Origin of the sequence: Hydrotalea sp., assembly GCF_049968455.1 — a bacterium.
Classification (GTDB): Bacteria; Bacteroidota; Bacteroidia; order Chitinophagales; family Chitinophagaceae; genus Hydrotalea.
The window spans coordinates 168811-194234 of sequence record NZ_JBMFQT010000003.1; the positions used below are offsets into that span (position 1 = coordinate 168811).

The window sequence follows — 25424 nt, forward strand, 5'->3', positions numbered from 1 at the left end:
CAATATCTATAATTACATTCATCACATTTGCAAACACAATAACTTTATAACTGTATGGATTATGGTAAGCAATTCCGCAGTTTTATTAATAGTTATTATGTGGGCGAAGGTGTACGTATGACGATTGGTATTCTTTTACCTTCTATCATTGCCGCATATTTTAAGGCTTTACCCATTGGCATTAATATTTCCCTAGGCGCTTTAGGTATTGCAATCAGCGATAATCCGGGGCCTATTTTGCATAGAAAGAATGGCTTTTTTGCCGGAAGCATATTACTTTTTTTAGTTGCCATAGTAGTAGGATTAAGCAGTTTTATTCCTTGGCTTTATGGAATTATATTACCTATATTATGTTTTATTTTTTCCATTATTGGGGTATTTGGTACTCGGGCTGCTTCAATTGGAGTAGCTGCACTTTTAATACTTGTGTTACAAGCAGACCACCATTATAAGGATGTTGAAAATATTTTATTGAATAGTTTGTACATAGGTGGAGGCGCAGTTTGGTATAGCTTTTTAAGTTTGGCATTATACCAATTAAGGCCTTATAAAATTGTTCAACAATCATTAGGTGAATATTTTGAAACTATAGGGAAATACTTAAAAACAAAAGGAAACCTATTCAATTCAACCATTAACTTAGAAAACACCTATAGCCAATTATTACAATTACAAACAACTGCATTAGAACGTCAAAATTTAACTGCCGAAATTATTTTTAAAACGCGCAGTTTTGTTAAAGAATCAACACCCACCAGTAGAAATTTAATGCTGGCCTTTTTAGATGTTACTGATTTGTTGGACACTATAATGACTTCTCATCAGGATTATAAAGCACTACATTCATTTAAGCCGGCTCAATCATTATTACAAGAATATGCGCAATGCATTCAACAGTTGGGAAATTATTTGGAAGAAACTGGCATTGTACTTAAAGGCGGCACTTCTACCATAAAAAGTTTAGCTATAGAACAACTTATACAACCCTTAAGAAATCAATACGCAGCTTTACATGCCAATGAAATTTCTTCCCACTCTATTAGTATTTTAATTAGTCTAAAACAAATTTTAGATAGTATTGAAGCGGTTGCTGCCAGAATTAAAACTTTAGAAACATATATTAGCAACAAAGAAAAAATAAGCAGAAAAAAAATTAAAGAAACCAATCCGGAAGATTTCATATCACATCAACGTATATCGATTGACGTAATTATAGATAATCTATCATTTCAATCAAATATATTTAGGCATTCATTACGAATTGCTCTGGCTGCTTTGTGTGCTTATATAATTGCACATTTCTTTTTGTTAGGACATAGTTACTGGTTGTTACTTACCGTAATTGTTATTTTAAAACCAGCTTATAATTTAACCAAAAAAAGAAATAAAGAACGTTTAACAGGCACCCTTATTGGTGCTGCTTTTGGAGCCGCATTGCTTTATTTTATACATGCCGATACCTTTTTGCTAATTATACTAACCATTAGCATGTTTATTGCATATAGCTTTATGCGAACCAATTACATTATTAGTGTAATTGCCATTACTGTTTATGTATTATTGTTGTATCACTTATTAAACTTTAATAATTACAGATTACTAATTACTGACAGAGTAATTGACACAGCCATTGGATCAGCCTTGGCAATTGTGTTTAGTTTTATTTTACCTCCCATTTGGGAAAATACACAGCTGAATAATTTACTATACAAAGCCATTAATAGCTGTGCTCAATATTTTCAGGCTTTAAATAATGCTTTAACAGGTAATCAGCCCTATGAAAAAAACAGCATACGGTTATTAAGAAAAGAAAGTTGGATTTCGGCATCTAATGTTTCAGACAGTTTTAATAGAATGCTATCAGAACCCAAACATCAACAAGTACATTTACCGCAAATTCATCAACTGGTAGTGGTTTTGTATATGGCCAATGCTCATTTGGCAACTTTAAATTATTATGCTAGTGAAATTAAAGACAATTTGGTTACACCTGAATTAAACGAATTAGGCCAAAATATTCTTAAACATTTACATAATAGTGCTCAACAATTACAAACAACTAATGCATTTACCAATCCAACAAATAACGATACGAAATTAGATAAACCCTTTTCCATTCATGTAAAAATAAACGAACTATTAACCATTAGAAATAAAGAAATTGAGACAGGACATTTGAACAGCGATACACGCCCCTATTTATCAACGCTTAAATCAATTACAGACCAGTATAGTTTTTTATACAACATTTCCATAGATATGTCTAAGATTACTGCTCAATTAAAATAATAAACCCTCCGTTTCTGTAAGGAGGGTTTTGGTTTTTGATACAGGACTAAGAAAGGGGCGTTAAAATTTTAAAAACCTATTCGGTTATTTTTGTTGCAATATCCGTTTTATTTCTGTAATTAGTTCAGTTTTGGTGATAGGAATACCCATTATTTTATTATAACCTTTGGCATCTACCAAATATTGGTCGCGTAAAATCTTAATTAATTGGCCATTGTTTATTTCCGGAACCAAAACTTGTTTAAAGTTCTTAATAATATTCCCTAAGTTTTTTGGGAATGGTCGCACATATCTTAAATGAGCGTGACTAACGGAGTATCCTTGACGTTGCAATTCTAGTACAGCACTTTTTATTGCACCATAGGTTGATCCCCATCCAATCACTAACAAATCTCCGGTTTCTGCACCACTATCCAATTGTTGTAAGGGAATATAATCAGCAATTTTATCAACCTTTTCCTGGCGAGTTTTCACCATGTGTTGGTGATTGTCAGGATCGTAACTAACATTTCCTGTTATATCCTGCTTCTCCAAACCACCAATTCTATGCTCTAAACCTGCTGTTCCGGGAATAGCCCAGGGACGCACTAATTTTTCATCGCGTAAATAAGGTTCAAATTTTGAATCAGTATTTTGTTGCGTTGCAGCAAATTTTACCTCAATGGGTTTTAAATCAGCCGACTTAGGGAATCGCCAGGGCTCGGCACCATTGGCAATATATCCATCACTTAACAAAATTACCGGTGTCATGTGTTGTACCGCAATTCTGCAAGCTTCATAAGCTACATCAAAACAATCGCTGGGTGTTGCAGAAGCTATAATCGGCATAGGACATTCACCGTTACGACCGTAATAAGCTTGCATTAAATCGCTTTGTTCCGTTTTGGTAGGTAATCCGGTTGAAGGGCCACCACGTTGAATATCTACAATAACCAAAGGAATTTCCAACATTACCGCTAAACCCATTGCTTCTGTTTTCAGTGCCATTCCGGGCCCGGAAGTGGTAGTTACGCCTAAAGCACCACCGTAACTAGCACCAATGCTGGAAGAAATGGCTGCAATTTCATCTTCAGCTTGAAAAGTTTTTACACCAAAAGCTTTGTGTTTACTTAATTCATGTAAAATATCTGAAGCAGGTGTTATAGGGTATGAGCCCAAAAATAATGGCAATCCGCTTTTTTGACTGGCGGCAATTAAACCATAGGCCAATGCCTGATTCCCCATAATGCTTCTATAGGTTCCTGCGGGTAATTTGGCTTTTTCAACTTTGTATCGGGTAGTAAATGTTTCGGTGGTATCACCATAGTTATAACCCGCTTGTAAAACTTTAATATTGCTTTGTAAAATGCTTTCTTTTTTGCCGAACTTTTCTTTTAAAAATGCAATAGTTGTATCAAGGGTTCTATCGTACATCCAATAAATAAAACCTAATACAAACATGTTTTTTGCTCTGTCGCGTTCCTTGGTACCTAAATCAGTAAAATCTTTTAGGGCTTCACGAGTAAGTCGGGTAACATCTATTTTAATTACTTCAAAATTATCCAAACTACCATCTTCTAAGGGATTAACGCCTTCGGGATAGTTAGCCAAACGTAAATTTTTAGCATCAAACCCATCAATATTCACAATAATTTTTCCACCGGGTTTAATACTTTTCAAATTCACTTTTAATGCAGCTGCATTCATAGCAACCAGAACATCGGCAATATCACCGGGCGTGTAGACTTTGTTCGATGAAAAGTGCAGTTGAAATCCACTAACCCCAGGTAAAGTACCAATAGGGGCACGTATTTCAGCCGGGAAATCTGGAAATGTTGCTAAATCAATTCCCAACAGGGCAGTGTTGTTGGTAAATTGCTGCCCGGTTAATTGCATTCCATCGCCGCTATCGCCTGCAAACTTTATAACAACGTCTTGCAGTGTTTGCTCTGTTCTATTCATTTTAAAAAAATTGATAACGAAGTTAAGTATAATCTTTTTTCAATTTACAGCATAAATTGCCCATTTTAGAAACATTTTAAACATTTATTAAATCTACACACATTAACTTGCACTTCCTGCTGAGTTTAAAACAGAATTATGGTAAAAAAATTTGGGGTTCAATATTGTTTCAAAGGGTTCATTCCATTAATGGTTTTGTTTTTTATTTCTTGCAATGATAAGCCTAAACCATCCAATACTGCATTAACTAGCGCTACTAAAACAGCTTCTATTGGTATTTCCCAAACTGATATTATTGCTAATAAAGATGATAGCACTACACATATTGACATCTACCCTACAATTCATAGTACACCCATTACTTATGATTCAACCAAAAAATATATTTACTTAACTTTTGATGATGGCCCTCAAAATGGTACCACAACGTGTTTACAGCTTGTAAAAAATGAACAAATAAAAGCTACATTTTTCATGATTGGCAATCAGGTTGGCGATGAATATTTGAAGAAATTAGTGCAATCTGTAAGAAATGATTACCCTGAAATTTTGTTAGCCAACCACAGTAATACACATGCCAATAACAAATACCGATATTTTTACCATCACTCAAACATGGCATTTGAAGACTTTATGCAAGCACAAGAAAAATTGCATGTGCCTTTTAAAATCATTCGACTTCCGGGTAATAGTGCATGGATTTCAGCTACTTCTTTTAAAGCTTCTCCTTTGGTAAAACCGGTGTGCATGAAACTAGACAGTGCAGGCTATAATGTAATTGGATGGGATGTAGAATGGAGTTTTGATCATAAAACTGCAAACCCCATTCAAAGTGCCAAAACAATGTTTGAAATAGTGAATACTGCATTTGAAAAAAACTATACACATACCAAAAATCATTTAGTTATTTTAACACACGACCGCATGTTTAGGCATGCCAATTTTACCGACTCGTTACAAAAATTTATAGGTTTATTAAAACATTATCCGAATTATGTTTTCGAAACAGTTGATCATTATCCAAACCTTAAAAAGCCCTTATAGATTTAACGTGTATTTTTGAATTATTGCAGTAACTTTACACTATAAAAAATTTTTTGAAACTATGGCAATTTTTAAATCCGGTAACCCCACTTTAACAGAGAAGATTTTTGATAACAGTCTCACGGCTCAAGCAAATGCACAAGGCATAATGAGCGTAAGAGGTACGCTCAATAAATTTGGCTTTCTAATGTTAATGGTTATTGGCGGTGCATTTTATACCTGGCATACTTATGCCAGTGGACAACCCGGAACAACTACCACACTAATGATGGTAGGTATTTTTGGCGGTTTAGTTGCAGCTATTGGCATTATGTTTAAACCCATGTGGGCAGGATACATTGCCCCTGCATATGGTATTTTAGAAGGACTATTTGTTGGCGGAATTTCTGCAATTATCAATGATATGTTTGCTAAAAATTATCCTAACCTTGTATTACAAGCGGTAGGTTTAACTTTTGGCGTAGCATTAGCCATGTTTTTGCTTTATAGCTTTAGAATTATTAAAGTAACTGACAAATTACGTAGCATTATTTTTACCGCTACTTTGGGTATTGCAATATTTTATGGACTTACACTATTACTGAGTTTATTTAATGTTAATATGCCATTTATGAGTATCACAAATGGCGGTATGTTAGGTATTGGTATTAGTTTATTCGTTGTTGCAGTTGCAGCTTTGAATTTATTATTAGACTTTGATATGATTGAGAGAGGCGCTGAGCAAGGTGCACCTAAATTTATGGAATGGTATGGCGCATTTGGCTTACTAGTGACTATTGTTTGGTTATACATTGAAATATTAAAATTGTTAAGCCGTTTCGCTAGCAATAGAAACTAATCATTCTACCCAAAAAACTTATAGCCCCACGCTTACAATAAATGTGGGGCTTTTTTATTTTTATTCATATGGCATTCACTATTTTCAATTTGTTGTATCTGCCATAGAAAATATCAGGTAATTTTACGGCACAAAAATTTGCTGCCATGCAATTCAATAGAAAGGCATTAACCAATGTACAACTGATTAATTTTTATCATGAATTATTATATCCCAGACTAATTGAAGAAAAAATGTTGGTGTTATTGCGTCAGGGAAAAATTAGTAAATGGTTTAGTGGTATTGGCCAAGAAGCCATTTCAGTTGGTGCTACCTTAGCTTTGGAAAGTGATGAATGGATAATGCCTTTACACAGAAACTTAGGTGTATTTACTTCCAGAAAAATGCCCTTACACAAATTATTTATGCAATGGCAGGGCAATCATGAAGGATATTCTAAAGGAAGAGAAAGAAGTTTCCATTTTGGTACTAAGGAACATTTTATTTGTGGCATGATTTCGCATTTAGGTCCACAATTGGCTGTAGCCGATGGTGCAGCATTAGCCATTCAATTACAACAAAAACAAAAAATTGCCTTAGCATTCACCGGCGATGGTGGCACTAGTGAAGGCGATTTCCATGAAGCTTTAAATGTAGCTGCCGTTTGGAACTTGCCGGTTATTTTTATTATTGAAAATAACGGATACGGACTTAGCACACCTGTTAACGAACAATATCGCTGCAAAAATTTGGTTGATAAAGCCATCGGTTATGGAATGGAAGGCGTTCAAATTGATGGAAATAATATTTTAGAAGTGTATGATACAATTAGCGGGGTAAGAAAATATTGTATTGAACAACAAAAGCCCTATTTAATTGAATGCATGACTTTTAGAATGCGCGGTCATGAAGAGGCCAGTGGCACAAAATATGTTCCCAAAGAGCTATTTGATATTTGGGCGGAAAAAGATCCAATAAAGAATTATGAAGAATATTTATTGAATGAGCAAATCCTTACCTCATCAGCCATTGAAGATATAAGGCATAACATGAAATTGGCTATTGAAGAAGAATTACAAATTGCTTATCAGGCAGCACCTATGGTTGCCAATACACGGGAAGAGCTGGCGGATGTTTATGCCCCTGCCCCACTTGTTGAAGAGCCTTCCGAAAACATGCGCAATAATTCAGCAACTACTGAAAAACCACATCGTTTAATTGATGCGCTTAAGGATGGTCTTGATTTGGCCATGCAAAAACACGATAAGCTCATTTTAATGGGTCAAGATATTGCAGAATATGGTGGTGCATTTAAGATTACAGAAGGCTTGCTTGAGAAATATGGCAAAAATAGAGTACGCAATACACCCTTATGCGAAAGCGCCATTATTGGTACTGCATTGGGTTTAAGTTTAGAGGGGTTTAAGAGCATGGTTGAAATGCAGTTTGCCGATTTTGTTTCTGTTGGTTTCAATCAAATAGTAAACAACTTAGCGAAAATACATTACCGTTGGAATCAAAATGCCGATGTGGTTGTTCGAATGCCCACCGGTGCAGGGGTTGGTGCCGGTCCCTTTCATTCACAAAGCAATGAAGCTTGGTTTACACATGTGCCCGGTTTAAAAGTGGTTTACCCGGCAACGCCATTCGATGCAAAAGGCTTACTGTTGGCATCGTTTAACGACCCCAACCCAATTTTGTTTTTTGAACACAAAGCTTTGTATAGAAGTGTAACCGGTTATGTACCTAATGAGTATTATGAAATACCAATAGGTAAAGCAAGAGTTGTGCAAAGTGGAAGCAATTTAAGCATTATAACCTATGGTGCGGGTGTACATTGGGCATTGCAATATTGTGCTGAACATACCGATTCCTCAATTGAAATTATTGATTTAAGAACATTATTACCACTGGATTATGATAGCATTCGTAACACAGTTTTAAAAACTGGCAAAGTACTGGTTTTACATGAAGATACACTTACCGGCGGTATTGGTGCGGAAATAAGTGCCTGGATAACAGAACATTGTTTTGAACACTTAGATGCACCAGTTATGCGCTGTGCCAGTTTAGATACGCCTATTCCTTTTAACACAACACTTGAACAAAATTTTTTAGCACATACCCGATTAGCAGAAACTATAGAAAAATTGTTGAATTATTAATGTACTCAACTACTCGCCGGGATGATACTGTTGCGTAGCGTGTTTTAATACATCATCTTTATAAAATAAAACGTCTTTAAAAACACCATTGGTGTACATTGCTTCTTGGTCACTAAAATGAGGTGAACTTAAATGGCCACTTTCTCCTCCGGTTAATAATGATTTAGCTTTAATCGTTTTACCAAACTCTACAGCACAAATAAAACTATTACCATTATAACCATAACGTTTTTTAGTTCCATTAAAAGTTTTACTTACAAAAGAAGGAATACAACCCCATGTTGAGGCCGCAAAACCAACAGGTAAACTGGGCTTGTTATCATCAAAAATTTCATTGATATTACCCGTTAATCTTTGGTAACGATTAATATCGCCCCAAGCAACTTGCCAAGTTCCAAAATTTTGTGTTAGTTGTTCAATAACTTTTTGCATGGGCTGTAATAAACTAACGGAACTGGCTTTCTGTGCAAAATGAATTGTTTTTTCAACTTGATCAGCATCATCTTCTTCATCTTTATTTTTCATAATTTCAGGCAAAAGCTTTTGCCCCCATTCAATAGCTAAAGTAGTGGCAACAGAGGTAGCTGAAGCATTGTCATTCCAATGCTGTAATAGTTGAATAGGTTGTTCTAAATTCGGATAATTATTTTTTTCAAGCTCGTATGCTTTAAGCAAAGCCGGAATTAAAATATCAAATGCTGATAAATGGGTATTATAAGCGGTTTTAATTACCTTATCAAGCGTTAATTGTGTAGCATTTTCCCACAATTTTACAGCTAACACGCCCCGAAAATTTTGACCATCTGGCGCCATATAGTGGGGATAATTTTGTTTTAAGGGGCTACTTGAACCTGAAACCGTAAATGGTGTAGAATTACAATTTTGTATAAAGCCAGTGGAGGGATTATAAACATGAATTATCTCATTCAAAGTATGTAACCCTTTCCATTCGGTTGCAGCGGTAGTTCCATCTACCGGCAATGCCCAATTGTACGCAGTATCGCGTCGTGGCATAAAATTACCGTGCCAATAAGCAATATTGCCTTTATCATCGGCGTAAACAGTATTGTTAGATGTGTTAGAATATAATTCCATTGTTTTTTTAAACTCCTCAATATTATTGGCTTTGGTACGCTGCCATGATTGAATAAGGCTATTCATAGAACGATTCATGGCTTTTACAGCAATCCATTGATGGTTCCGCTTAGCCATAACCGGACCATGATGTGTAAAATACGTTGTAAATGTTTTAGCAATTTTATTACCTCCACTCAAATAATAAATGGTTATTTGCTTTTGTTGAATGGGTAACCATTGATGATTATAATAATACATCCATTTCCCATTTTGTTCTTGAACCTTCTCTGCATATAAATCGGCCACATCCGCATAACTGGAAGTATGCATCCAACCACAATGTTCATTAAATCCTTGATATACAAAGAACTGCCCCCAGGTTACTGCACCATATGCATTCAAACCTTCCTTGCTCACCACCTGAACTTCAGGACGGAAATAAAAAGTTACATGTGGATTAATGTATAAAATAGCATTTCCGGAAGCTGTTTTCGAAGGCGCAAAGGCAAACCCGTTAGAACCGGAAGTAAGTTGTTCATTTTCTGTAAATATTTTTGCAGTGGGTAAATGTTCATTTCCATAAAAATTTTTAAGTTCATTAGTAGTAACCCCACCAATATCAATTGCACCAATACTTCCATCCGTCCATAATAACGGATACCAAGGCTTAAATTCATTTAGTAAAACCGGTTTTACCTCAGGATGTTTGAATAGATAAAAATTGATTCCATCGGCATAAGCATCCAATAATTGCTTTAGCCATGATGGTGCCTTTGCGTAATCATTCTTTGCATCAGTTGAATCAATTTGTAAACGAATCAATAAGTCATCATATAGAGAAGATTCTCCTTTTACTTCCGCCATTCGCCCCAGTTTTTCAATATAATTCATTTCAACCCTTTGAAAATCATCCTCACATTGCGCGTACAGTAAACCAAAAACTGCAGCAGCATCGGTATTGCCATAAACATGCGGAATGCCCCAGTTATCGCGAATAATTGTTACTTGTTTGGTCATATTTTCCCAACGTTGTATGTTGGTTGCATTATTTTGTTGCGCATTTAGTTGCAATGGAAGCAAGAACAATAGCCACAAGTATTTCATACGCTTTTAATTTTCATTTTGTTTTAGCACTCTAAGTAAGTTTTCACCCAAAATTTTTTCAATATCTTTTTTGTTGTATCCTCGTTGCATTAAACCTTTGGTTATAAGGGCATAACTGGTAACATCATCCAATTGTTGTGGGGCTGAATTAATGCCATCAAAATCAGAACCCAAACCAACATGGTCAACTCCAATTAATCGAACAATATAATCCAAATGATCGAGTAATAAAGATAAAGGTGGTCGCCAACTGTTTACTTCAGTTGCATATTTTTGAAATAACCATGTTAATGCATAATCGCGTTGCATGCCCGAATGTATTAAACTATCTAACTCCATTTTATGGCTTACAGAAAACTGTTGTTGCTTTTGCATGAAGGTGCTATCTAAAAATCCGGAATAAAAATTCAACTGAATAACACCGCCATTTTTACCAATTGCTTTTATTTGCTCATCTTTTAAATTTCTAAATACCGGGCAAATATTATACACATCACTATGCGATGCAATGATGGGCTTAGTAGTGGTATGAATAACATCCCAAAAAGTTTGTTCGCCGGTGTGTGATACATCAATCAACATTCCCAATGCATTCATGTGTTTTACTACTTGTTTACCAAAATCGGTTAAACCCTTGTGTGTTAAGGTTTTTGCATTCAGGGTTTCATCCATTGCCGAAGTAGCCCAACTGTTAGAATTATTCCAAGTTAATGTTAAATAGCGTGCACCCCGGTTATATAAACTATCCAACTTTTTCAAATCGTTTTCAATCATGTGTCCACCTTCAACGCCAAACATTGCAGCCAGTTGATGCGCTTTTACTGTTTGCAATAGTTGTTGATAGTTTTTTACAATTACAATTTTATTCGGATTTCTTTTGGCTACAGCATATAAAGTATCCATTTCTCTATTAGCAAAGTCAAATGGATTCCGTTGGTCGCCATCGCACCATACAGAAAAAAACTGAACATCTACACCACCCTTTTTAAATCTATTTAAATCGGACATTGTAATATTCGTTAAATCATTATCTAACGAAACCTTTTTTTCAATACATGCGCTTAAGATATCGTTATGTGTATCAACCAAAATGGCATTTTGAGTAATACTTTCGTAGCGTTGTGCATGCACAGATAAACCAATGCAAAAGACAAAAAACAGTAAGCCAATTTTTGTATGAATCATTATTATAAATTTTGCAATGTATTATTTTTTAAAGTCACCCCATTACGTACTCCGGTATGCTTGCCATTTTGCAATGTAACAGCTCCATTTACAATAACGTATTGCACACCTTCTGAATATTGATGTGGACTATCATAAGTTGCTTTATCTATAATGGTGTTAGGATTAAAAACAACTACATCTGCTGCATAGCCCGGCAATAATAAACCCCTATTGTATAAATGAAATTTTTGTGCAGGCAAGCCGGTCATTCTTCTAATAGCTTCTTCCCAACTAAATAAATGCAATTCCCTTACATATTTACCCAAAATTTTTGCATTACTACCGTAACCTCGGGGATGGGGTACCCCTTCACCAAACACCCTAATGCCGGCATCGCAACCAAACATACAGAAAGGGTATTGCATAATGTATTGCACATCGCCTTCACTCATACCATGAAATACCATTGCGGCACCGCCATGTTGCATCATTTCTAAAACTGTTTCAGCTTCTGCTTTAGCAGTATGTTTTCTTCCTTTTAAAACATTAATGGCTTCAATACTTTTACCATTTAAAGTTGTATCGAAGGTATAATAGGCTACCACCGGATAACTAAAATGTTTCAGTTTTCGCTTATGCAGCCTTTCCAACATATAATCAATACACTGTTTACGAATAGCAGCATTACTGAGTCGGGCATTAATAGAATCTTTCCCATCAGCTAAAACCCAATCGGGCAGCAAGGTTCCCAAATTAGTACTGCTGGCTGTGTAAGGATATTGATCAATAGTTACGTCAATGCCATTACGTCGTGCATCTTTTATTAAGCCCAAAGTTTCTTTACTTCTACCCCAGTTTTGCTGACCACTTAATTTAAAATGCGAAATTTCAACCGGCAAACCGGCTGTTTCGCCAATATACAAAGCCTCTTTAATAGCCGGTACAACGCTATCGCCTTCGTTGCGCATATGAGTCGCATAAACACCATTGTAAGCTGCAGCAATTTTAGCCAATGCCAAAACTTCATTGGTATTGGCATAGGCACCCGGTATATAAATCAATCCTGTTGATAGTCCAACCGCCCCATCTTGCATGGCTTTTTGCATTATTTTTTCCATTTGCTGCATTTCCTGTGGTGTAGGTGCACGTCGGGCAGTACCCATTACAGCTTTACGAATGTCATTGTGACCTATTAGCGAAGCCACATTAATAGAAAGGTGTACACTATCTAAAAAATGGAAATAGGCACCTATATCCGTTTTAGAAAGTCCGCAATTGCCGGTAATAACGGTTGTTACTGCATCATAAATAAAGTTGTCGGCAGTAGGGTTTCTGGCTTCATCGCCTTCAATATGGGTATGCACATCAATAAAGCCTGGGGAAACAATTAAGCCTGTTGCATCAATGGTTTGCTTTGCTTTCCAGCTCGTTAATTGTCCAACAGCTAAAATTTTACCATTAGCAATGGCTACATCGCCATAAAACCAATTATTGCCCGTACCATTCATAATTTTGCCGTTTTTAATTAAAATATCGGCGGTTTGGGCGTTCACCATTAAGGAAAAAAGGACATAAAGGCAACAAAATAAGGTACGCATGGTTGTTTTTTTGGGGATATTGAAATTAAGGATTCTTAATGTTACTACAAAGCATTGCTGAAAACTGTACTTTTGCCAACTGAAAATTTTTTGAGGATATGCTGGATAAATTAGAAGCCATTAAGGCAAGGTTTGAACAGGTTGGTATTGCATTAACCAATCCTGAAATTATTAATAACCAAGCCGAATTTGGTAAACTTAGTAAAGAATACAGGGCTTTAGAAAAAATAGTACAACCTTTTGAGGAATATAAAAAAGTGTTGAACGACTATCAGTTTGTAAAAGACAACCTGAATAGTAATGATGAGGATATGAAAGAACTGGCGAAAATGGAATTACCCCAGTTGGAGGAAAAAAAAGAAACCTTAGAGAAAACGCTTACTCAATTACTCATACCCAAAGATCCTCAGGATGATAAAAATGCCATTTTAGAAATTAGAGCCGGTACCGGTGGCGATGAGGCTAGCCTATTTGCAGGTGATTTATTGGGAATGTATTTACGCTATTGCGCCAAAAAAGGTTGGAAAACTGCCATTGTGAGTGAAAGCGAGGGAACGGCAGGTGGTTATAAAGAAGTTGTAGTAGAAGTTACCGGCGAAGATGTATATGGCACTTTAAAATTTGAAAGTGGTGTACACCGTGTACAACGGGTACCGGCAACTGAAACACAAGGACGTGTTCATACATCAGCAGCTACAGTAGCAGTTATACCTGAAGCTGAAGAAGTTGACTTTGAATTAAAAGAAAGTGATGTAAAAATGGAAACTGCCCGAAGTGGTGGTGCCGGCGGCCAAAATGTAAACAAAGTAGAAACAAAAGTTTTCTTAACCCACATTCCTACCGGCACTGTAGTGGTTTGCCAAACTGAACGTACACAGTTGGGTAACAGAGAAAAAGCCATGCAAATGCTTCGTACTAAATTATATGAGGAACAAGTACGTAAACAAGAAGAAGAAATAGCTCGCCAACGTAAAACTTTGGTAAGTACCGGTGATAGAAGCGCAAAAATTAGAACCTATAACTGGCCCCAAGGAAGAGTAACCGACCACCGCATTGGATTAACCTCTTATAATTTAGAAGCGGTTATGAATGGTGAAATTGATGAATTTATTGAAGCATTGCAATTAGCTGAAAATACTGCGAAAATGGCCAATCAATAATTTAATTGTTGGCAGCTTTTGCATTTAGTTTAGCTTGTTTTTGGTAATACAAACAAACTGCCGTTAAACCGCAACTACTGCATTTGGGATTGCGAGCCAAACAAGTATAACGTCCGTGTAAAATAAGCCAATGGTGCGCCTTATGTATTAAATGCTTCGGTATGTATTGAATCAGTTGCTTTTCAGCAGCAAGTGGTGTAGTAGCTTTTGTGGTTAACCCAAGTCTGGCACTTACCCTAAAAACATGCGTATCCACAGCCATATTGGGCTGTTCATCAATTACACTGGTAATTACATTTGCTGTTTTGCGGCCTACACCGGGTAATTGCACCAACTCATTAACGGTCATAGGCACCTCTGCTCCAAATTTTTCAATTAGCATATTAGCCATGCCGATTAAATGTTTGGTTTTATTATTGGGATAAGAAATACTTTTTACAAGTGGAAACAACTCATCGAAAGTAGCTTTCGCCAATGCCTGCACGTTAGGATATTTTTTAAAGATGGCGGGTGTGGTTTGATTAACCCTAACATCGGTACATTGTGCTGAAAGTATAACAGCCACTAAAAGCTGAAATGGATTGGTATATTGCAATTCAGTTTGTGCATTTGGTATATTTTTTTCAAAATAGTCCAACACAATTTGGTAACGTTCTTTCTTTGTCATGAGTGCAATAAATACAGCAAAAATAAACGACCGAAATTTTACAAATGAAAACTTTGACCAATAAATTGTAAAGCATCTGTGATACCTGAACGCCAGTATCCCCAAGTATGGGCACCATCACGTACACGAAACTCATGTGGCACTTTTTTCGCAGTAAGTGCTAAGTGAAGCATACAGTTTCCTTTGGTTAAAAAGTCGTCATCACCGCAATCAATCCAATAGCGTACTTTTTGTAAGGTATCGGCAGGTGTATTTTCTACAATTTTTAAAACAGAATTTTGATACCAGGCATTATTCAACCGCTGTTTGCCGGGTGGAAAGTTGCCATATAGTTTAGGAAAAGAAAATTTATCCCAATGATCTTGAGGCATATTCATCATTTCATCATCAGTAAATACAGCAGCACTTAAGGGTGCTGCGGCTGAAAACAAATTGGGATATTTCATTGCATAAATTAATGCGCCATAGCCGCCCATTGAAAGCCCTGAAAGTCCTCTAAAACGTTTTTCTGCCTTAATGCGGTATTTTTTTTCAACAGCAGGCATAAATTCTTTTATAAAAAAGTCTTCATAATTTTCCTGTCCATTTAATGCATTTATATACCAGCTTGAATCAGCATTGGGCATAATAATAATCATAGGCGGTATGGTGCCTTCCGAAATAGCTTTATCGGCAAAACGATTTACTTCACCGTATTGTATCCATCCCGTTTCATTATCGGTATAGCCATGAAACAAATACACAACGGGATAATTTCTATTAGAAGTATTATAATCGAAGGGAAGATAGACTGCATAGGCTACCTCTTTATGCAAAATGTTGCTTTGCATTACTTCATGCTCAAAAACAGTTCCATGCGATTGCGCATTTAGGCTTCCTGCAGAAACAATAAATAGTACTGCAATCAAAAATAACTTCATACAGCTAACTTTTAATGAATCATTAAAAGTAGCATTATTTCTTTGCATGTTTCTTAGCGTAAGCTAAAATACTTTTCACTGATTCTTCGCGGGGAAGTTTGGATTGATTTTTTAAACGTTCCAATTGCTTAATACTGCGCTGTAACATTTTTAGCTTTTCCTGAAGGAAAATATCATCTTCTAATGCAGCTTCAATTTCACGAGTTAGTTTGGGTTCTGTTTCTTGATAAAGATATAGGATTAGGGTTTCTTCAGTGAACAAACTCATTGTTTTAAGGGGTTTTTGAATATTATGTTTGGATAATTTTTTGTGCATCGTTACAATGGTACTAATGGCCTAAGTTAAACGCACATTTATAACAAATATTGCAGGCGTGCATTAATTGTGGATAACAACGCTTTCTACTACAAATACATCTTCATTAGGCTTCTTCATTAAATATTTTTCCCGTGCAAACTTTTCAACAGCAGCCGGGTTATTTTGCAAGTTATTTAAATCGCTTTGTGCCTTTTTTATTTCATTTTCATAATATGCTTTCTTTTGTAAAAGTTCCTTTAACTGATTTTTTTGTTGCCAAACATAAAACACATCACGCTGATCGAAAAATAGCATCCAAACCACAAAAAATGCTATACTTAAAATGTATTTATTATAAAAAATGGCAGGAATTTTTTTAAACTTCAGTAGCATAATACATACACAATTTGCTAGGCCTATGAAAAAATAAATAATTGTTCAAACACTTAGTCACATTCATTCATTAAAGCATGTGTGCCCAATTTTTCAAAAGTTGTTTTATTTTATTTGGATTCATCCTAATAACGAAACACGGAGCAATTTATTGGATAAATAGCTGTTAAAAAAAGAGAGACTTTTCGGAGTCTCTCTTTTTTAAGCAATTGGCTGTAAAAATTATTTTGCAAACTTAATTTTACCGGAAGGGAATAATGCCGAAGCACCTAATTCTTCCTCAATTCTTAACAATTGATTGTATTTGGCTATTCGGTCGGTACGAGATGCTGAACCGGTTTTAATTTGACCGCAACCAAGTGCTACTGCTAAATCGGCTATTGTTACATCTTCTGTTTCACCACTACGATGGCTCATAATAGTATTATAACCATTGTGCTGTGCCAAGGTTACTGCATTAATAGTTTCTGTTAGTGAACCTATTTGGTTTACTTTCACTAACAAAGCATTAGCAATTTTATCGTCGATTCCTTTTTGTAGGCGTTGTACATTTGTAACAAACAAATCATCACCCACTAACTGAATTTTACTACCCAAAGTTTGGGTTAATAATTTCCAACCTTCCCAATCGTCCTCTGCCATACCATCTTCTATGGAAACAATAGGATAATGCTTTACCCAATTTGCCCAATATTCTACCATTTTCTCAATAGAAAGTTCTTTACCGTCGGATTTATGGAAATGGTAAACTTTTTTATTGGCATCAAACATTTCACTTACAGCCGGATCCATTGCAATGGCAATATCAGTGCCTGCTTTAAAACCTGCTGCTGCTATTGCTGCCATAACAGTATCGATAGCTTCCTCATTACTTTGAATATTTGGAGCAAAACCGCCTTCATCGCCAACGTTAGTGCTATATCCTTTCTTCTTAAGTACTGATTTTAATGCATGGAATACTTCTACGCCCCAACGTAAGCCTTCACTAAAGTTTTGGGCACCAATAGGCATTACCATAAATTCCTGAAAATCAATTTTATTATCAGCATGTGCGCCACCATTCAAAATATTCATCATGGGAACGGGAAGTGTTTTTGCATTCACACCTCCGATATAACGATACAATGGCAAATCCGCTTCTATGGCAGCAGCTTTAGCAACTGCCAAACTAACGGCTAGTATAGCATTGGCTCCCAATTTAGCTTTGTTAGGTGTACCATCTAAAGCAATCATTTCTTCATCAATAGCCACTTGTTGGTCAACTTCATAACCTGTTATTTTTTCAGCAATTATTTCATTTACATTTTTAACGGCTTGTAAAACACCTTTACCTAAATATATGTTTTTATCATTATCTCTTAATTCCACCGCTTCATGAACGCCGGTACTAGCGCCACTGGGTACTGCAGCACGACCTAAAGTGCCATTATCGGTCAAAACATCAACTTCAATAGTGGGATTTCCGCGACTGTCTAAAATTTGTCGGGCATGTACATCTACAATGTAGCTCATGGTTGCTTGATTTTTTGTGTTGTTAATAGCTGCGAAAATACAGTATCCAAGCCACTTTTAAACAGGAATTTAGCTACCGATTGTTAGCTTTCTAAATACTTCTTCCAAGCTTTGCTGTTCTGATTGAAGTGTAATAATGTTAAGATTTTCCTGTAGCGCAAAAGCCAATAAATATTTTCTCACCAGCTGTTCTTGTCGTGTATACAATTTAAAAGTTCCTGGGGCAGTCATTTCAACCCTATCAACTTCCGGTAGTTGCAATGCTTGAGGTTGTAAATGTTGTTCGCGAAGTGAAATGGTAATAGTAGCAATGTCATTTTTTTGATGCTGCAAATTTTGCAGCGTATCATCTGCTACAATTTTCCCTTCATTTATAATAATGGCTCTGTCACAAATTGCAGTTACTTCCTGTAAAGTATGAGAAGAAAACAAAACTGTTTTTTCCGAACCTTGTTGTTTTATTACATTCCTAATTTCAACTATTTGATTGGGATCGAGGCCACTGGTAGGTTCATCTAAAATTAATACTTCGGGGCTGTTAATTAAGGCAGCAGCAAGGCCTACCCGTTGTTTATAACCTTTTGATAATTGTGCTATTTTTTTATTTTTTTCAACCTGAAGGCCGGTTAATTCAATAACCTTTTTAATTTCTTGCCATTTGTTTTTTATACCTTTTATTCCTGCAACAAAATAAAGATATTCACCCACATACATGTCATAATATAGTGCATTTGTTTCAGGCAGATAACCAATCATTTTTTTTGCATCAATGGGATTCCGTTGTACTTCTATACCATTAATAGTTACCATACCTTCATCGGGCATTAAATAACCCGTAATCATTTTCATGGTTGTGCTTTTTCCAGCACCATTCGGACCCAAAAAGCCGGTAATTTGGCCTTTTTGCAAATGAAAACTAATATTATTTACGGCATATTGTTGGCCATACTGTTTAACCAAATGCTTTACTTCAACCGACATGCATTGTGAATTTGCCCGAAAGTACAATTTTAACTGAATGTAATACGCAACAAAAAACTTAAAATAAATGCATATTACTATTTAAATTGAAAGGCAAAAGATACAATATTAGCCAACAAGTCGGTGGTTTGTAAATAATGCCCATACCGAACTTCGATATTAGATAAGTGTGTTTTTAAAATTCCATCAGGTGGCGACAATCGTAACCCCATGCCAAAAAAATTACTACTTAAAGCTGATAATGCATAGTTACTGGTATAGTATTGGTCGGCTGCAGTATGTATACCATATGGTGCAAAATAACGGGCAGCCGTTTGTATATAATACCTGTAAAAGGGTGATAAGGAAAAGAAAGGAGTAATTTTTACAGGAACTTCCAAATCAATTGTATGTGATTGTATACCCCATTGATCAAAATAATAACGGTAATAAGCACGTATAATTAAATTATCGCCGGCAAAATAATTTAGCCGAATACCGATAGGTATTTTATATCGTAAAGAAGGTAGATTCTCAACATGATCAGTTCCATCATTAAAATAAACCCGATGAAACGGTAAACCCAGATAGCCGCTTTGCGAAACCAAATCGAGCATTACACTGGCTTGCAAACGCTTATTAATAACTTGTGAAAAGGTAAGCGATGCATCATAGGTGTTACGAGGTGCTGATGGAATTTTAGGTTTTTCATCAGTATAACCTCCCCCACTTAATACGGTATTTCCACTGGCAGTAGTAATATAAGTTGGCCCCGAACTACTGGCGGGTGCACTACTAACAGGTATAAGTTCAGATGGATATATTAATTTAACTTGATCGAAATAGGCCGATATTTTACCATCAAACTGGCCATTATTATTGGTTTTTTTGGAATAACTGGCATCTAAACCCAATGAATGATAGTTGTATTCAGCAGAATAATAGGCTCCCAAGCCAAATGATGTTCCTTTATTTTCATTTTCAACTAACCAATTGAAAGAAGGATAAACTCTTGTACCTCCGGTTTTTGAAGCGCCGGTTTTAGAAACATAAGCAGCCGATGCTGAAGTATGATGATCGAATCCTAGGCCTGCCGTAATAGTATGTTTATTTTTTCTGGCATCCCACCCTACAAAATTCAGTTCTAAACCATTTGCCAAATCCACTACATGCTCATTCCCAATGCCACCCAATATGGCCGAGTGGTCACCATTTTGATTATAGTAGCTGGAAACCAAATTAATTTCATCTAACTTAAGTGGCTTGGGTTCATAAGCACTATCAACGCTATTACTGGTTTGTGCAAATGCGTGTAATAACAAAATATAAATACCAACTACGGTTAAACAGATTTTTTTCATGAAACAATTGTTAAGGATGACTTAAGCAGGTTTAACATTGGATGATTCAATAATATGATTGTAGAATTAAAAGGATAAAAGCCATTGTTTTAATTACAACCACAACCTCCTCCTGTTTTTCCACCATTTGCGCCGGCAGAGCCTTCACGATAGGTTTGAAAATTCAACTCATTCTTTTGTACTCTTCTACTGGAAAGGCTCATCTCAGCATCATTCAATCGATTTTTTTGGTATTCTTTCACTGGTGTGCAGGCAAATAAGCCCATGCATGAAAACACAATTAGTATTCCATAATACGTTGATTTCATAATTTTAATTTTTAGTATATTTATTTTTATTAATACGGATGTTATGAGAAGTAAAAACCCTATTATCATCATCAACAATAATAGCTTCAATGTTATTCATTTGATTAATCATATCTAACCCTGCTTCAATGCCCATAATAGTAACAGGTGTAGCCATTGCATCGGCAATTTCAGCATGTGTGGTAATAATGGTAACACTTTTAATTCCGGTAATTGGTAATCCGGTTTTAGGATTAATAGTGTGTGAATATTTTTTGCCATTTATGCATACAAACTTTTCGTAATTGCCTGAAGTTGCTACAGCCATATTGCTAATATTGAAATAAGAGAATACGGAATAAGCTGCATCGGGATGAGCAATACCAATTGTCCAAGGCTCACCATTGGGTTGAAAACCCCAGGTAATTAAATCGCCTGAAGCATTTACAATACCACTTTCAATACCACATGCTAATAATACTTGTTTGGCTTTATCAGCAACATAGCCTTTTCCAATAACTCCAAAACCTATACGCATACCTTTATGCTTTAATAAAACTGAAAAATCATTTTCATTCAATTCAATATTTTTGTAATTTATTAACCGAACCATTTTCTTAGCAGTATGCGCATCGGGTAAGGTTTGCATTTTTAAATTAAAGTTCCATAGGTTTTTATCAATAGAACCATAAGTAATATCGAACGCGCCTTGTGTAACATTTGAAATGCGAATAGAACGTTGAATTAATCGAAAGGTTTCTTCACTAACTTGTACCGGATGCATTCCCGCCGCAGCATTAATCAAATTAGTTTCACTGCCATCATTAAATGTTGTTAATAAATTTTCTATTCGTTTAATTTCTTCTACTGCTTTTATAATACAGTTATATGCATAATTTTTGCTCTTGGCCACCACACTAATTTCAAACTGGTTGCCCATTAACTTCATACATTCCTTATGTAATTGCAAATCCATTTTAAAATGGGTTAGTCATTGCTATGGCATTTTTCACTTGGTCAACAAAAGCTTCCGGTGATACATTTGGGAAACCATCCCATTCCTTCCATACCTTTCCTTTGGCATCAATTAGTAAGGTTAAAGGGAATATGCCCTTAGTATTGTATAAGTCAGCTATTGCATCGTTTTCTTTCTACTGTTTGGCAGATAATTGATTTTTTTCATCCTAGGAAAATCGGCATTTACCATAATTAAACTGCTATCGGCAAACTTTTCAAAAACTGGTGTTTCCAATATTTCTTTGTGAAGCCGAATACAAGGCCCGCACCAATCAGAACCTGAGAAATTTAATAGAATGAATTTGTGCTGTTTTTGAGCTAAAACTTTTGCTTCATTAAAATTATTTTGCCAGTGTATAGATAGTGACAATAAAATTATACCCGAAAGCAGAGAATTCCGAATCATATTGTTTCATTTTAACAGGTGATATAGTTTAATTATTTCATGAGAGATAAACATCTGTTTATTTTTGATGCTTGCATCATTCATTAAATTAAGCTTAAAGCACAATTACTTGCAATAAAAATTAAATGTGTAATAACGCAAACCTTTGCTTATTTCGGTAAAAAAATTAGTAAAGCTATAGGGCAACCCAACCAATAATCTTAATTTTATTGCCTAAACATTGATTGCCATGTCATATCCTTATCAAATTAAAACCTTTGAACAATACCAAGCCGATTACAAAAAAAGTGTAGAGAATCCGGAAGCATTTTGGGGTGCTATTGCTGAAAACTTTGCTTGGCGAAAGAAATGGGACAAAACCTTAGAATGGAATTTTACAGAACCCAAAATTGAATGGTTTAAAGGCGGAAAATTGAATATTACAGAAAATTGCTTAGACCGCCATTTAGAAAAAATGGGCAACATACCCGCCATTATTTGGGAACCCAATGATCCCGAAGAACATCACAGAGTGCTTACTTACAAAAGATTATATGAAAAAGTTTGTCAATTTGCCAATGTTTTAAGAAACAATGGTGTACAAAAGGGCGATAGAGTTTGTATTTACATGGGCATGATTCCTGAATTAGCCATTGCAGTGTTAGCCTGTGCACGAATTGGAGCCATTCACTCTGTAATTTTCGGCGGATTTTCTGCACAAAGTATTGCCGACCGTTTAGAAGATGCAAAAGCTACGTTCATTATTACCTGCGATGGGGCTTTTAGAGGTGCTAAAGATATTCCTTTAAAGAGTGTGATTGATGATGCACTAATTGGCAATAAAACAGTTAAAAGAGTAATTGTGGCTACCCGCACCCGGACTCCTATTTCTATGTTAAAAGGACGTGATGTTTGGTGGGAGGACGAAATTAAAAAAGTAGAAACCTTAGGTCTTACAGATTGCCCCGCTGAAGAAATGGATGCAGAAGATCCTTTATTCATCTTGTATACATCTGGTTCAACCGGAAAACCTAAGGGTGTTGTACATACCTGTGGGGGATACATGGTGTACACTAATTATAGTTTCGTAAATGTATTTCAATACCAACCCGGCCAAATTCATTTCTGCACAGCCGATATTGGTTGGGTTACCGGACATAGTTATATTGTATATGGTCCTCTTTCAGCCGGGGCAACTACTTTAATGTTTGAAGGTATTCCTACCTGGCCCGATGCGGGTAGGTTTTGGGAAATTGTAGACAAATACAAAGTAAATATTTTATATACCGCACCTACTGCTATAAGAAGTTTAATGGGATTTGGCTTGGGCCCCTTGGCAGGTAAAAATTTGTCATCCTTACAAGTGTTGGGCACGGTAGGCGAACCCATAAATGAGGAGGCCTGGCATTGGTATGATGAAAATATTGGAAAAAAGAAATGTCCTATTGTTGACACTTGGTGGCAAACAGAAACGGGGGGTATTTTAATTTCAAATTTAGCCGGTGTAACCCCATCAAAACCAGGATGGGCTACCCTGCCTTTGCCGGGAGTACAAGTTACATTGGTTGATGAAAATGGGAAAGAAATAGAGCAGGGTGATGCCGACATTATTTCCGGTAATTTATGTATTAAATCTCCTTGGCCGGGCATATTGCGCACAACTTATGGCGACCATGAACGATGCCGAACCAATTATTTTGCCACGTATCCGGGAATGTATTTTACAGGCGATGGAGCAATGCGAAATAAAGAAGGCATGTACCGCATTACCGGACGGGTGGATGATGTTTTGAATGTAAGTGGACACCGAATTGGTACTGCCGAAGTTGAAAATGCTATTAACATGCACGCCGGAGTTGTGGAAAGTGCAGTAGTTGGTTTTCCGCATGAAGTAAAAGGACAAGGCATTTATGCTTTTGTAATCTATCAGGGTTCGCATGGACAAGATACACATGGCACTGGCGATTTGGTTAGAAAAGATATTACCCAAACTGTAACCCGTATTATTGGCCCCATTGCCAAACCCGATAAAATTCAATTTGTGAGTGGTTTACCCAAAACAAGAAGCGGAAAAATTATGCGCAGAATTCTCAGAAAAATAGCAGAAGGCGAAACAGATAATTTAGGAGATACCACTACTTTATTGGATCCGGGAGTTGTTGAAGAAATTAAAAAAGGACGATTATAATTTTGAATTGAGTGTACTTAATTGTTTTGCAGGCATTAATCCCAATGCCTGCATTTTTTTGTGCACCAGGTAAAACCATATTGGCGGTATTAAACTTAAAAGCATCATACCCGGATAACCTGTTGGCATTTGTGGCGATTGTTGCTGATGTCGCAAAATTTGGTATTTACGAGATGCCAAATAATGATGATCGCTATGACGACTTAATTCAAACAACATCAATCGCCCAATTACATGATTACTATTCCAACTATGCCAAGGCATTGTTCTTTCAAACTGCCCATTGGTTTGTAATTTGCGAAGCAGACCATAATGTTCTATATAATTCACTGTTTCCAGCAACAAAAAACCAATTATGGCGGCAGCTATGTAGTATAATGTAACAATTCCACCAACCGTTACATACAAAAATGCCAGCCATAAAACTTGCATCAATTGCAACTGTAACATTTCGTTTTTATAGTGTATAATGGGCAATTCTTGCTTTTTCATTTGCTTGTTTACTATTCGCCAAGCATTTATATAAGTACCTGTTACACTTCTTAACCAAAACCGGTAAACTGAAGTATGCAAGGGGGCCGTGCTGGGATCATGTGGAGTAGCTACCCATTTATGATGTCCACGATTATGTTCAATAAAAAAATGGGTATATAAGCTGGTTAATAATGCAGCTTTTGCCAGCAATTGCTCATAACGATTAGAACGATGCCCCAATTCATGCGCCACATTTATACCGAACGTACCACATAATAAACCCATGGTAGCAATGCGAGCAATAATAACCTGTACAGGCAAATTGGGCATTTGCATACTTCGTAAAAATTGTACAAGTAACAAATAATGTAATACAACTGCTATGTACAATATAATATCGTACATACGGTTATTTTTAGCTACTTGCTCCTCTTGTTCTGAAAGATTGGTGATATCTGGCTTTAATGTAAGTTCTACCAAAGGAATTAATACCCAAGCATATAACAACGCACTCCAACACCAAAAATTGGTATGTGTGAATGCCATAAAAGCCCAAAAAAACAATACGAATGAGGTAGTATATTTAAGCCAATGCTTCAT

The 25424-nt window shown here is 36.1% G+C and carries 21 protein-coding genes; 6 read left to right on the forward strand and 15 right to left on the reverse strand.

The genetic code is table 11. The features are described from left to right. Positions 1–54: 54 nt before the first annotated feature. Positions 55–2289: an FUSC family membrane protein gene (locus tag ACP5P5_RS03385; RefSeq protein WP_428284704.1), complete on the forward strand. Its 2235-nt coding sequence runs from the start codon at positions 55–57 to the stop codon at positions 2287–2289. Between the two features lie 84 nt (positions 2290–2373). On the opposite strand, the gene ACP5P5_RS03390 is transcribed toward ACP5P5_RS03385, so the two are convergent. Further along, positions 2374–4230: a 2-oxoacid:acceptor oxidoreductase subunit alpha gene (locus ACP5P5_RS03390; protein WP_428284705.1), complete on the reverse strand. Its 1857-nt coding sequence runs from the start codon at positions 4228–4230 to the stop codon at positions 2374–2376. Positions 4231–4368: 138 nt separating this feature from the next. On the opposite strand from ACP5P5_RS03390, the gene ACP5P5_RS03395 reads away from it, so the two are divergent. The 3 genes from ACP5P5_RS03395 to ACP5P5_RS03405 all read left to right on the forward strand — a co-directional run bounded on the left by ACP5P5_RS03395 (position 4369) and on the right by ACP5P5_RS03405 (position 8256). Beyond that, positions 4369–5274 carry a polysaccharide deacetylase family protein gene (locus tag ACP5P5_RS03395; protein ID WP_428284706.1) on the forward strand — a complete coding sequence of 302 codons (906 nt, stop codon included), beginning with the start codon at positions 4369–4371 and terminating at the stop codon, positions 5272–5274. Positions 5275–5335: 61 nt separating this feature from the next. After that, positions 5336–6112, forward strand: a complete 777-nt coding sequence (locus ACP5P5_RS03400) for a Bax inhibitor-1/YccA family protein (RefSeq protein ID WP_428284707.1) — start codon at positions 5336–5338, stop codon at positions 6110–6112. Positions 6113–6258: 146 nt separating this feature from the next. Further along, positions 6259–8256, forward strand: coding sequence for an alpha-ketoacid dehydrogenase subunit alpha/beta (locus ACP5P5_RS03405; protein ID WP_428284708.1), 1998 nt, complete (start codon positions 6259–6261; stop codon positions 8254–8256). A 9-nt stretch (positions 8257–8265) separates the two neighbouring features. On the opposite strand, the gene ACP5P5_RS03410 is transcribed toward ACP5P5_RS03405, so the two are convergent. Genes ACP5P5_RS03410 through ACP5P5_RS03420 form a run of 3 tightly spaced genes read right to left on the reverse strand, consistent with a single transcriptional unit; the run spans position 8266 to position 13202 of the window. Beyond that, positions 8266–10437 (reverse strand): penicillin acylase family protein, encoded by a 2172-nt coding sequence (locus ACP5P5_RS03410; RefSeq protein WP_428284709.1) that lies wholly within the window; start codon positions 10435–10437, stop codon positions 8266–8268. Between the two features lie 6 nt (positions 10438–10443). Then, positions 10444–11622: a dipeptidase gene (locus ACP5P5_RS03415; RefSeq protein WP_428284710.1), complete on the reverse strand. Its 1179-nt coding sequence runs from the start codon at positions 11620–11622 to the stop codon at positions 10444–10446. Positions 11623–11624: 2 nt separating this feature from the next. Then, the gene (locus ACP5P5_RS03420) at positions 11625–13202 is read right to left on the reverse strand and encodes an N-acyl-D-amino-acid deacylase family protein (protein ID WP_428284711.1); all 1578 of its coding nucleotides are present in this window, start codon (positions 13200–13202) and stop codon (positions 11625–11627) included. A 98-nt stretch (positions 13203–13300) separates the two neighbouring features. Between ACP5P5_RS03420 and prfA the strand changes: the two genes are divergently transcribed. Further along, the gene (prfA, locus tag ACP5P5_RS03425) at positions 13301–14362 is read left to right on the forward strand and encodes a peptide chain release factor 1 (RefSeq protein WP_428284712.1); all 1062 of its coding nucleotides are present in this window, start codon (positions 13301–13303) and stop codon (positions 14360–14362) included. 1 nt (position 14363) lies between these two features. Here prfA and nth read toward each other — a convergent pair whose 3' ends face one another. The 10 genes from nth to ACP5P5_RS03475 form a co-directional block, all read right to left on the reverse strand. Beyond that, positions 14364–15029 (reverse strand): endonuclease III, encoded by a 666-nt coding sequence (gene nth / locus ACP5P5_RS03430; RefSeq protein ID WP_428284713.1) that lies wholly within the window; start codon positions 15027–15029, stop codon positions 14364–14366. 38 nt (positions 15030–15067) lie between these two features. Beyond that, positions 15068–15949: an alpha/beta hydrolase gene (locus tag ACP5P5_RS03435; protein ID WP_428284714.1), complete on the reverse strand. Its 882-nt coding sequence runs from the start codon at positions 15947–15949 to the stop codon at positions 15068–15070. Between the two features lie 34 nt (positions 15950–15983). Beyond that, positions 15984–16217 carry a hypothetical protein gene (locus ACP5P5_RS03440; RefSeq protein WP_146250489.1) on the reverse strand — a complete coding sequence of 78 codons (234 nt, stop codon included), beginning with the start codon at positions 16215–16217 and terminating at the stop codon, positions 15984–15986. A 111-nt stretch (positions 16218–16328) separates the two neighbouring features. Next, positions 16329–16640: an FtsB family cell division protein gene (locus ACP5P5_RS03445; RefSeq protein WP_428284715.1), complete on the reverse strand. Its 312-nt coding sequence runs from the start codon at positions 16638–16640 to the stop codon at positions 16329–16331. 222 nt (positions 16641–16862) lie between these two features. Beyond that, entirely contained in the window at positions 16863–18152 is a 1290-nt protein-coding gene (eno, locus tag ACP5P5_RS03450; RefSeq protein ID WP_428284716.1) for a phosphopyruvate hydratase, read from the reverse strand. A 69-nt stretch (positions 18153–18221) separates the two neighbouring features. Beyond that, complete coding sequence (locus ACP5P5_RS03455) at positions 18222–19133, reverse strand: ATP-binding cassette domain-containing protein (protein ID WP_428284717.1); 912 nt, start codon at positions 19131–19133, stop codon at positions 18222–18224. A 77-nt stretch (positions 19134–19210) separates the two neighbouring features. Continuing rightward, a complete protein-coding gene (locus ACP5P5_RS03460; RefSeq protein ID WP_428284718.1) occupies positions 19211–20473 on the reverse strand; it encodes a DUF3570 domain-containing protein in 1263 nt (420 codons plus the stop codon). Positions 20474–20562: 89 nt separating this feature from the next. Further along, positions 20563–20781 carry a DUF4266 domain-containing protein gene (locus tag ACP5P5_RS03465; RefSeq protein WP_428284719.1) on the reverse strand — a complete coding sequence of 73 codons (219 nt, stop codon included), beginning with the start codon at positions 20779–20781 and terminating at the stop codon, positions 20563–20565. 4 nt (positions 20782–20785) lie between these two features. After that, positions 20786–21736 (reverse strand): FAD:protein FMN transferase, encoded by a 951-nt coding sequence (locus tag ACP5P5_RS03470; RefSeq protein WP_428284720.1) that lies wholly within the window; start codon positions 21734–21736, stop codon positions 20786–20788. Between the two features lie 156 nt (positions 21737–21892). Next, a complete protein-coding gene (locus ACP5P5_RS03475) occupies positions 21893–22183 on the reverse strand; it encodes a thioredoxin family protein (RefSeq protein WP_428284721.1) in 291 nt (96 codons plus the stop codon). Positions 22184–22412: 229 nt separating this feature from the next. Between ACP5P5_RS03475 and acs the strand changes: the two genes are divergently transcribed. Next, on the forward strand, positions 22413–24350 hold the full coding sequence (acs, locus tag ACP5P5_RS03480) for an acetate--CoA ligase (RefSeq protein ID WP_428284722.1): 1938 nt from the start codon (positions 22413–22415) through the stop codon (positions 24348–24350). Here acs and ACP5P5_RS03485 read toward each other — a convergent pair. Further along, positions 24345–25424, reverse strand: coding sequence for an alkane 1-monooxygenase (locus ACP5P5_RS03485; RefSeq protein WP_428284723.1), 1080 nt, complete (start codon positions 25422–25424; stop codon positions 24345–24347). The two genes, acs and ACP5P5_RS03485, sit on opposite strands and share 6 nt — an antisense overlap.

Coding starts and splice junctions, on each gene's coding strand:
- ACP5P5_RS03400 (WP_428284707.1), top strand. CDS start 5,336: ATGGCAATTTTTAAATCCGGTAACCCCACTTTAACAGAGAAGATTTTT.
- ACP5P5_RS03405 (WP_428284708.1), top strand. CDS start 6,259: ATGCAATTCAATAGAAAGGCATTAACCAATGTACAACTGATTAATTTT.
- eno (WP_428284716.1), bottom strand. CDS start 18,152: ATGAGCTACATTGTAGATGTACATGCCCGACAAATTTTAGACAGTCGC.
- acs (WP_428284722.1), top strand. CDS start 22,413: ATGTCATATCCTTATCAAATTAAAACCTTTGAACAATACCAAGCCGAT.
- ACP5P5_RS03440 (WP_146250489.1), bottom strand. CDS start 16,217: ATGAGTTTGTTCACTGAAGAAACCCTAATCCTATATCTTTATCAAGAA.
- ACP5P5_RS03415 (WP_428284710.1), bottom strand. CDS start 11,622: ATGATTCATACAAAAATTGGCTTACTGTTTTTTGTCTTTTGCATTGGT.
- nth (WP_428284713.1), bottom strand. CDS start 15,029: ATGACAAAGAAAGAACGTTACCAAATTGTGTTGGACTATTTTGAAAAA.
- ACP5P5_RS03455 (WP_428284717.1), bottom strand. CDS start 19,133: ATGTCGGTTGAAGTAAAGCATTTGGTTAAACAGTATGGCCAACAATAT.
- ACP5P5_RS03390 (WP_428284705.1), bottom strand. CDS start 4,230: ATGAATAGAACAGAGCAAACACTGCAAGACGTTGTTATAAAGTTTGCA.
- ACP5P5_RS03460 (WP_428284718.1), bottom strand. CDS start 20,473: ATGAAAAAAATCTGTTTAACCGTAGTTGGTATTTATATTTTGTTATTA.
- ACP5P5_RS03410 (WP_428284709.1), bottom strand. CDS start 10,437: ATGAAATACTTGTGGCTATTGTTCTTGCTTCCATTGCAACTAAATGCG.
- ACP5P5_RS03395 (WP_428284706.1), top strand. CDS start 4,369: ATGGTAAAAAAATTTGGGGTTCAATATTGTTTCAAAGGGTTCATTCCA.
- ACP5P5_RS03475 (WP_428284721.1), bottom strand. CDS start 22,183: ATGATTCGGAATTCTCTGCTTTCGGGTATAATTTTATTGTCACTATCT.
- ACP5P5_RS03470 (WP_428284720.1), bottom strand. CDS start 21,736: ATGGATTTGCAATTACATAAGGAATGTATGAAGTTAATGGGCAACCAG.
- ACP5P5_RS03435 (WP_428284714.1), bottom strand. CDS start 15,949: ATGAAGTTATTTTTGATTGCAGTACTATTTATTGTTTCTGCAGGAAGC.
- prfA (WP_428284712.1), top strand. CDS start 13,301: ATGCTGGATAAATTAGAAGCCATTAAGGCAAGGTTTGAACAGGTTGGT.
- ACP5P5_RS03485 (WP_428284723.1), bottom strand. CDS start 25,424: ATGAAGCATTGGCTTAAATATACTACCTCATTCGTATTGTTTTTTTGG.
- ACP5P5_RS03465 (WP_428284719.1), bottom strand. CDS start 20,781: ATGAAATCAACGTATTATGGAATACTAATTGTGTTTTCATGCATGGGC.
- ACP5P5_RS03445 (WP_428284715.1), bottom strand. CDS start 16,640: ATGCTACTGAAGTTTAAAAAAATTCCTGCCATTTTTTATAATAAATAC.
- ACP5P5_RS03420 (WP_428284711.1), bottom strand. CDS start 13,202: ATGCGTACCTTATTTTGTTGCCTTTATGTCCTTTTTTCCTTAATGGTG.
- ACP5P5_RS03385 (WP_428284704.1), top strand. CDS start 55: ATGGATTATGGTAAGCAATTCCGCAGTTTTATTAATAGTTATTATGTG.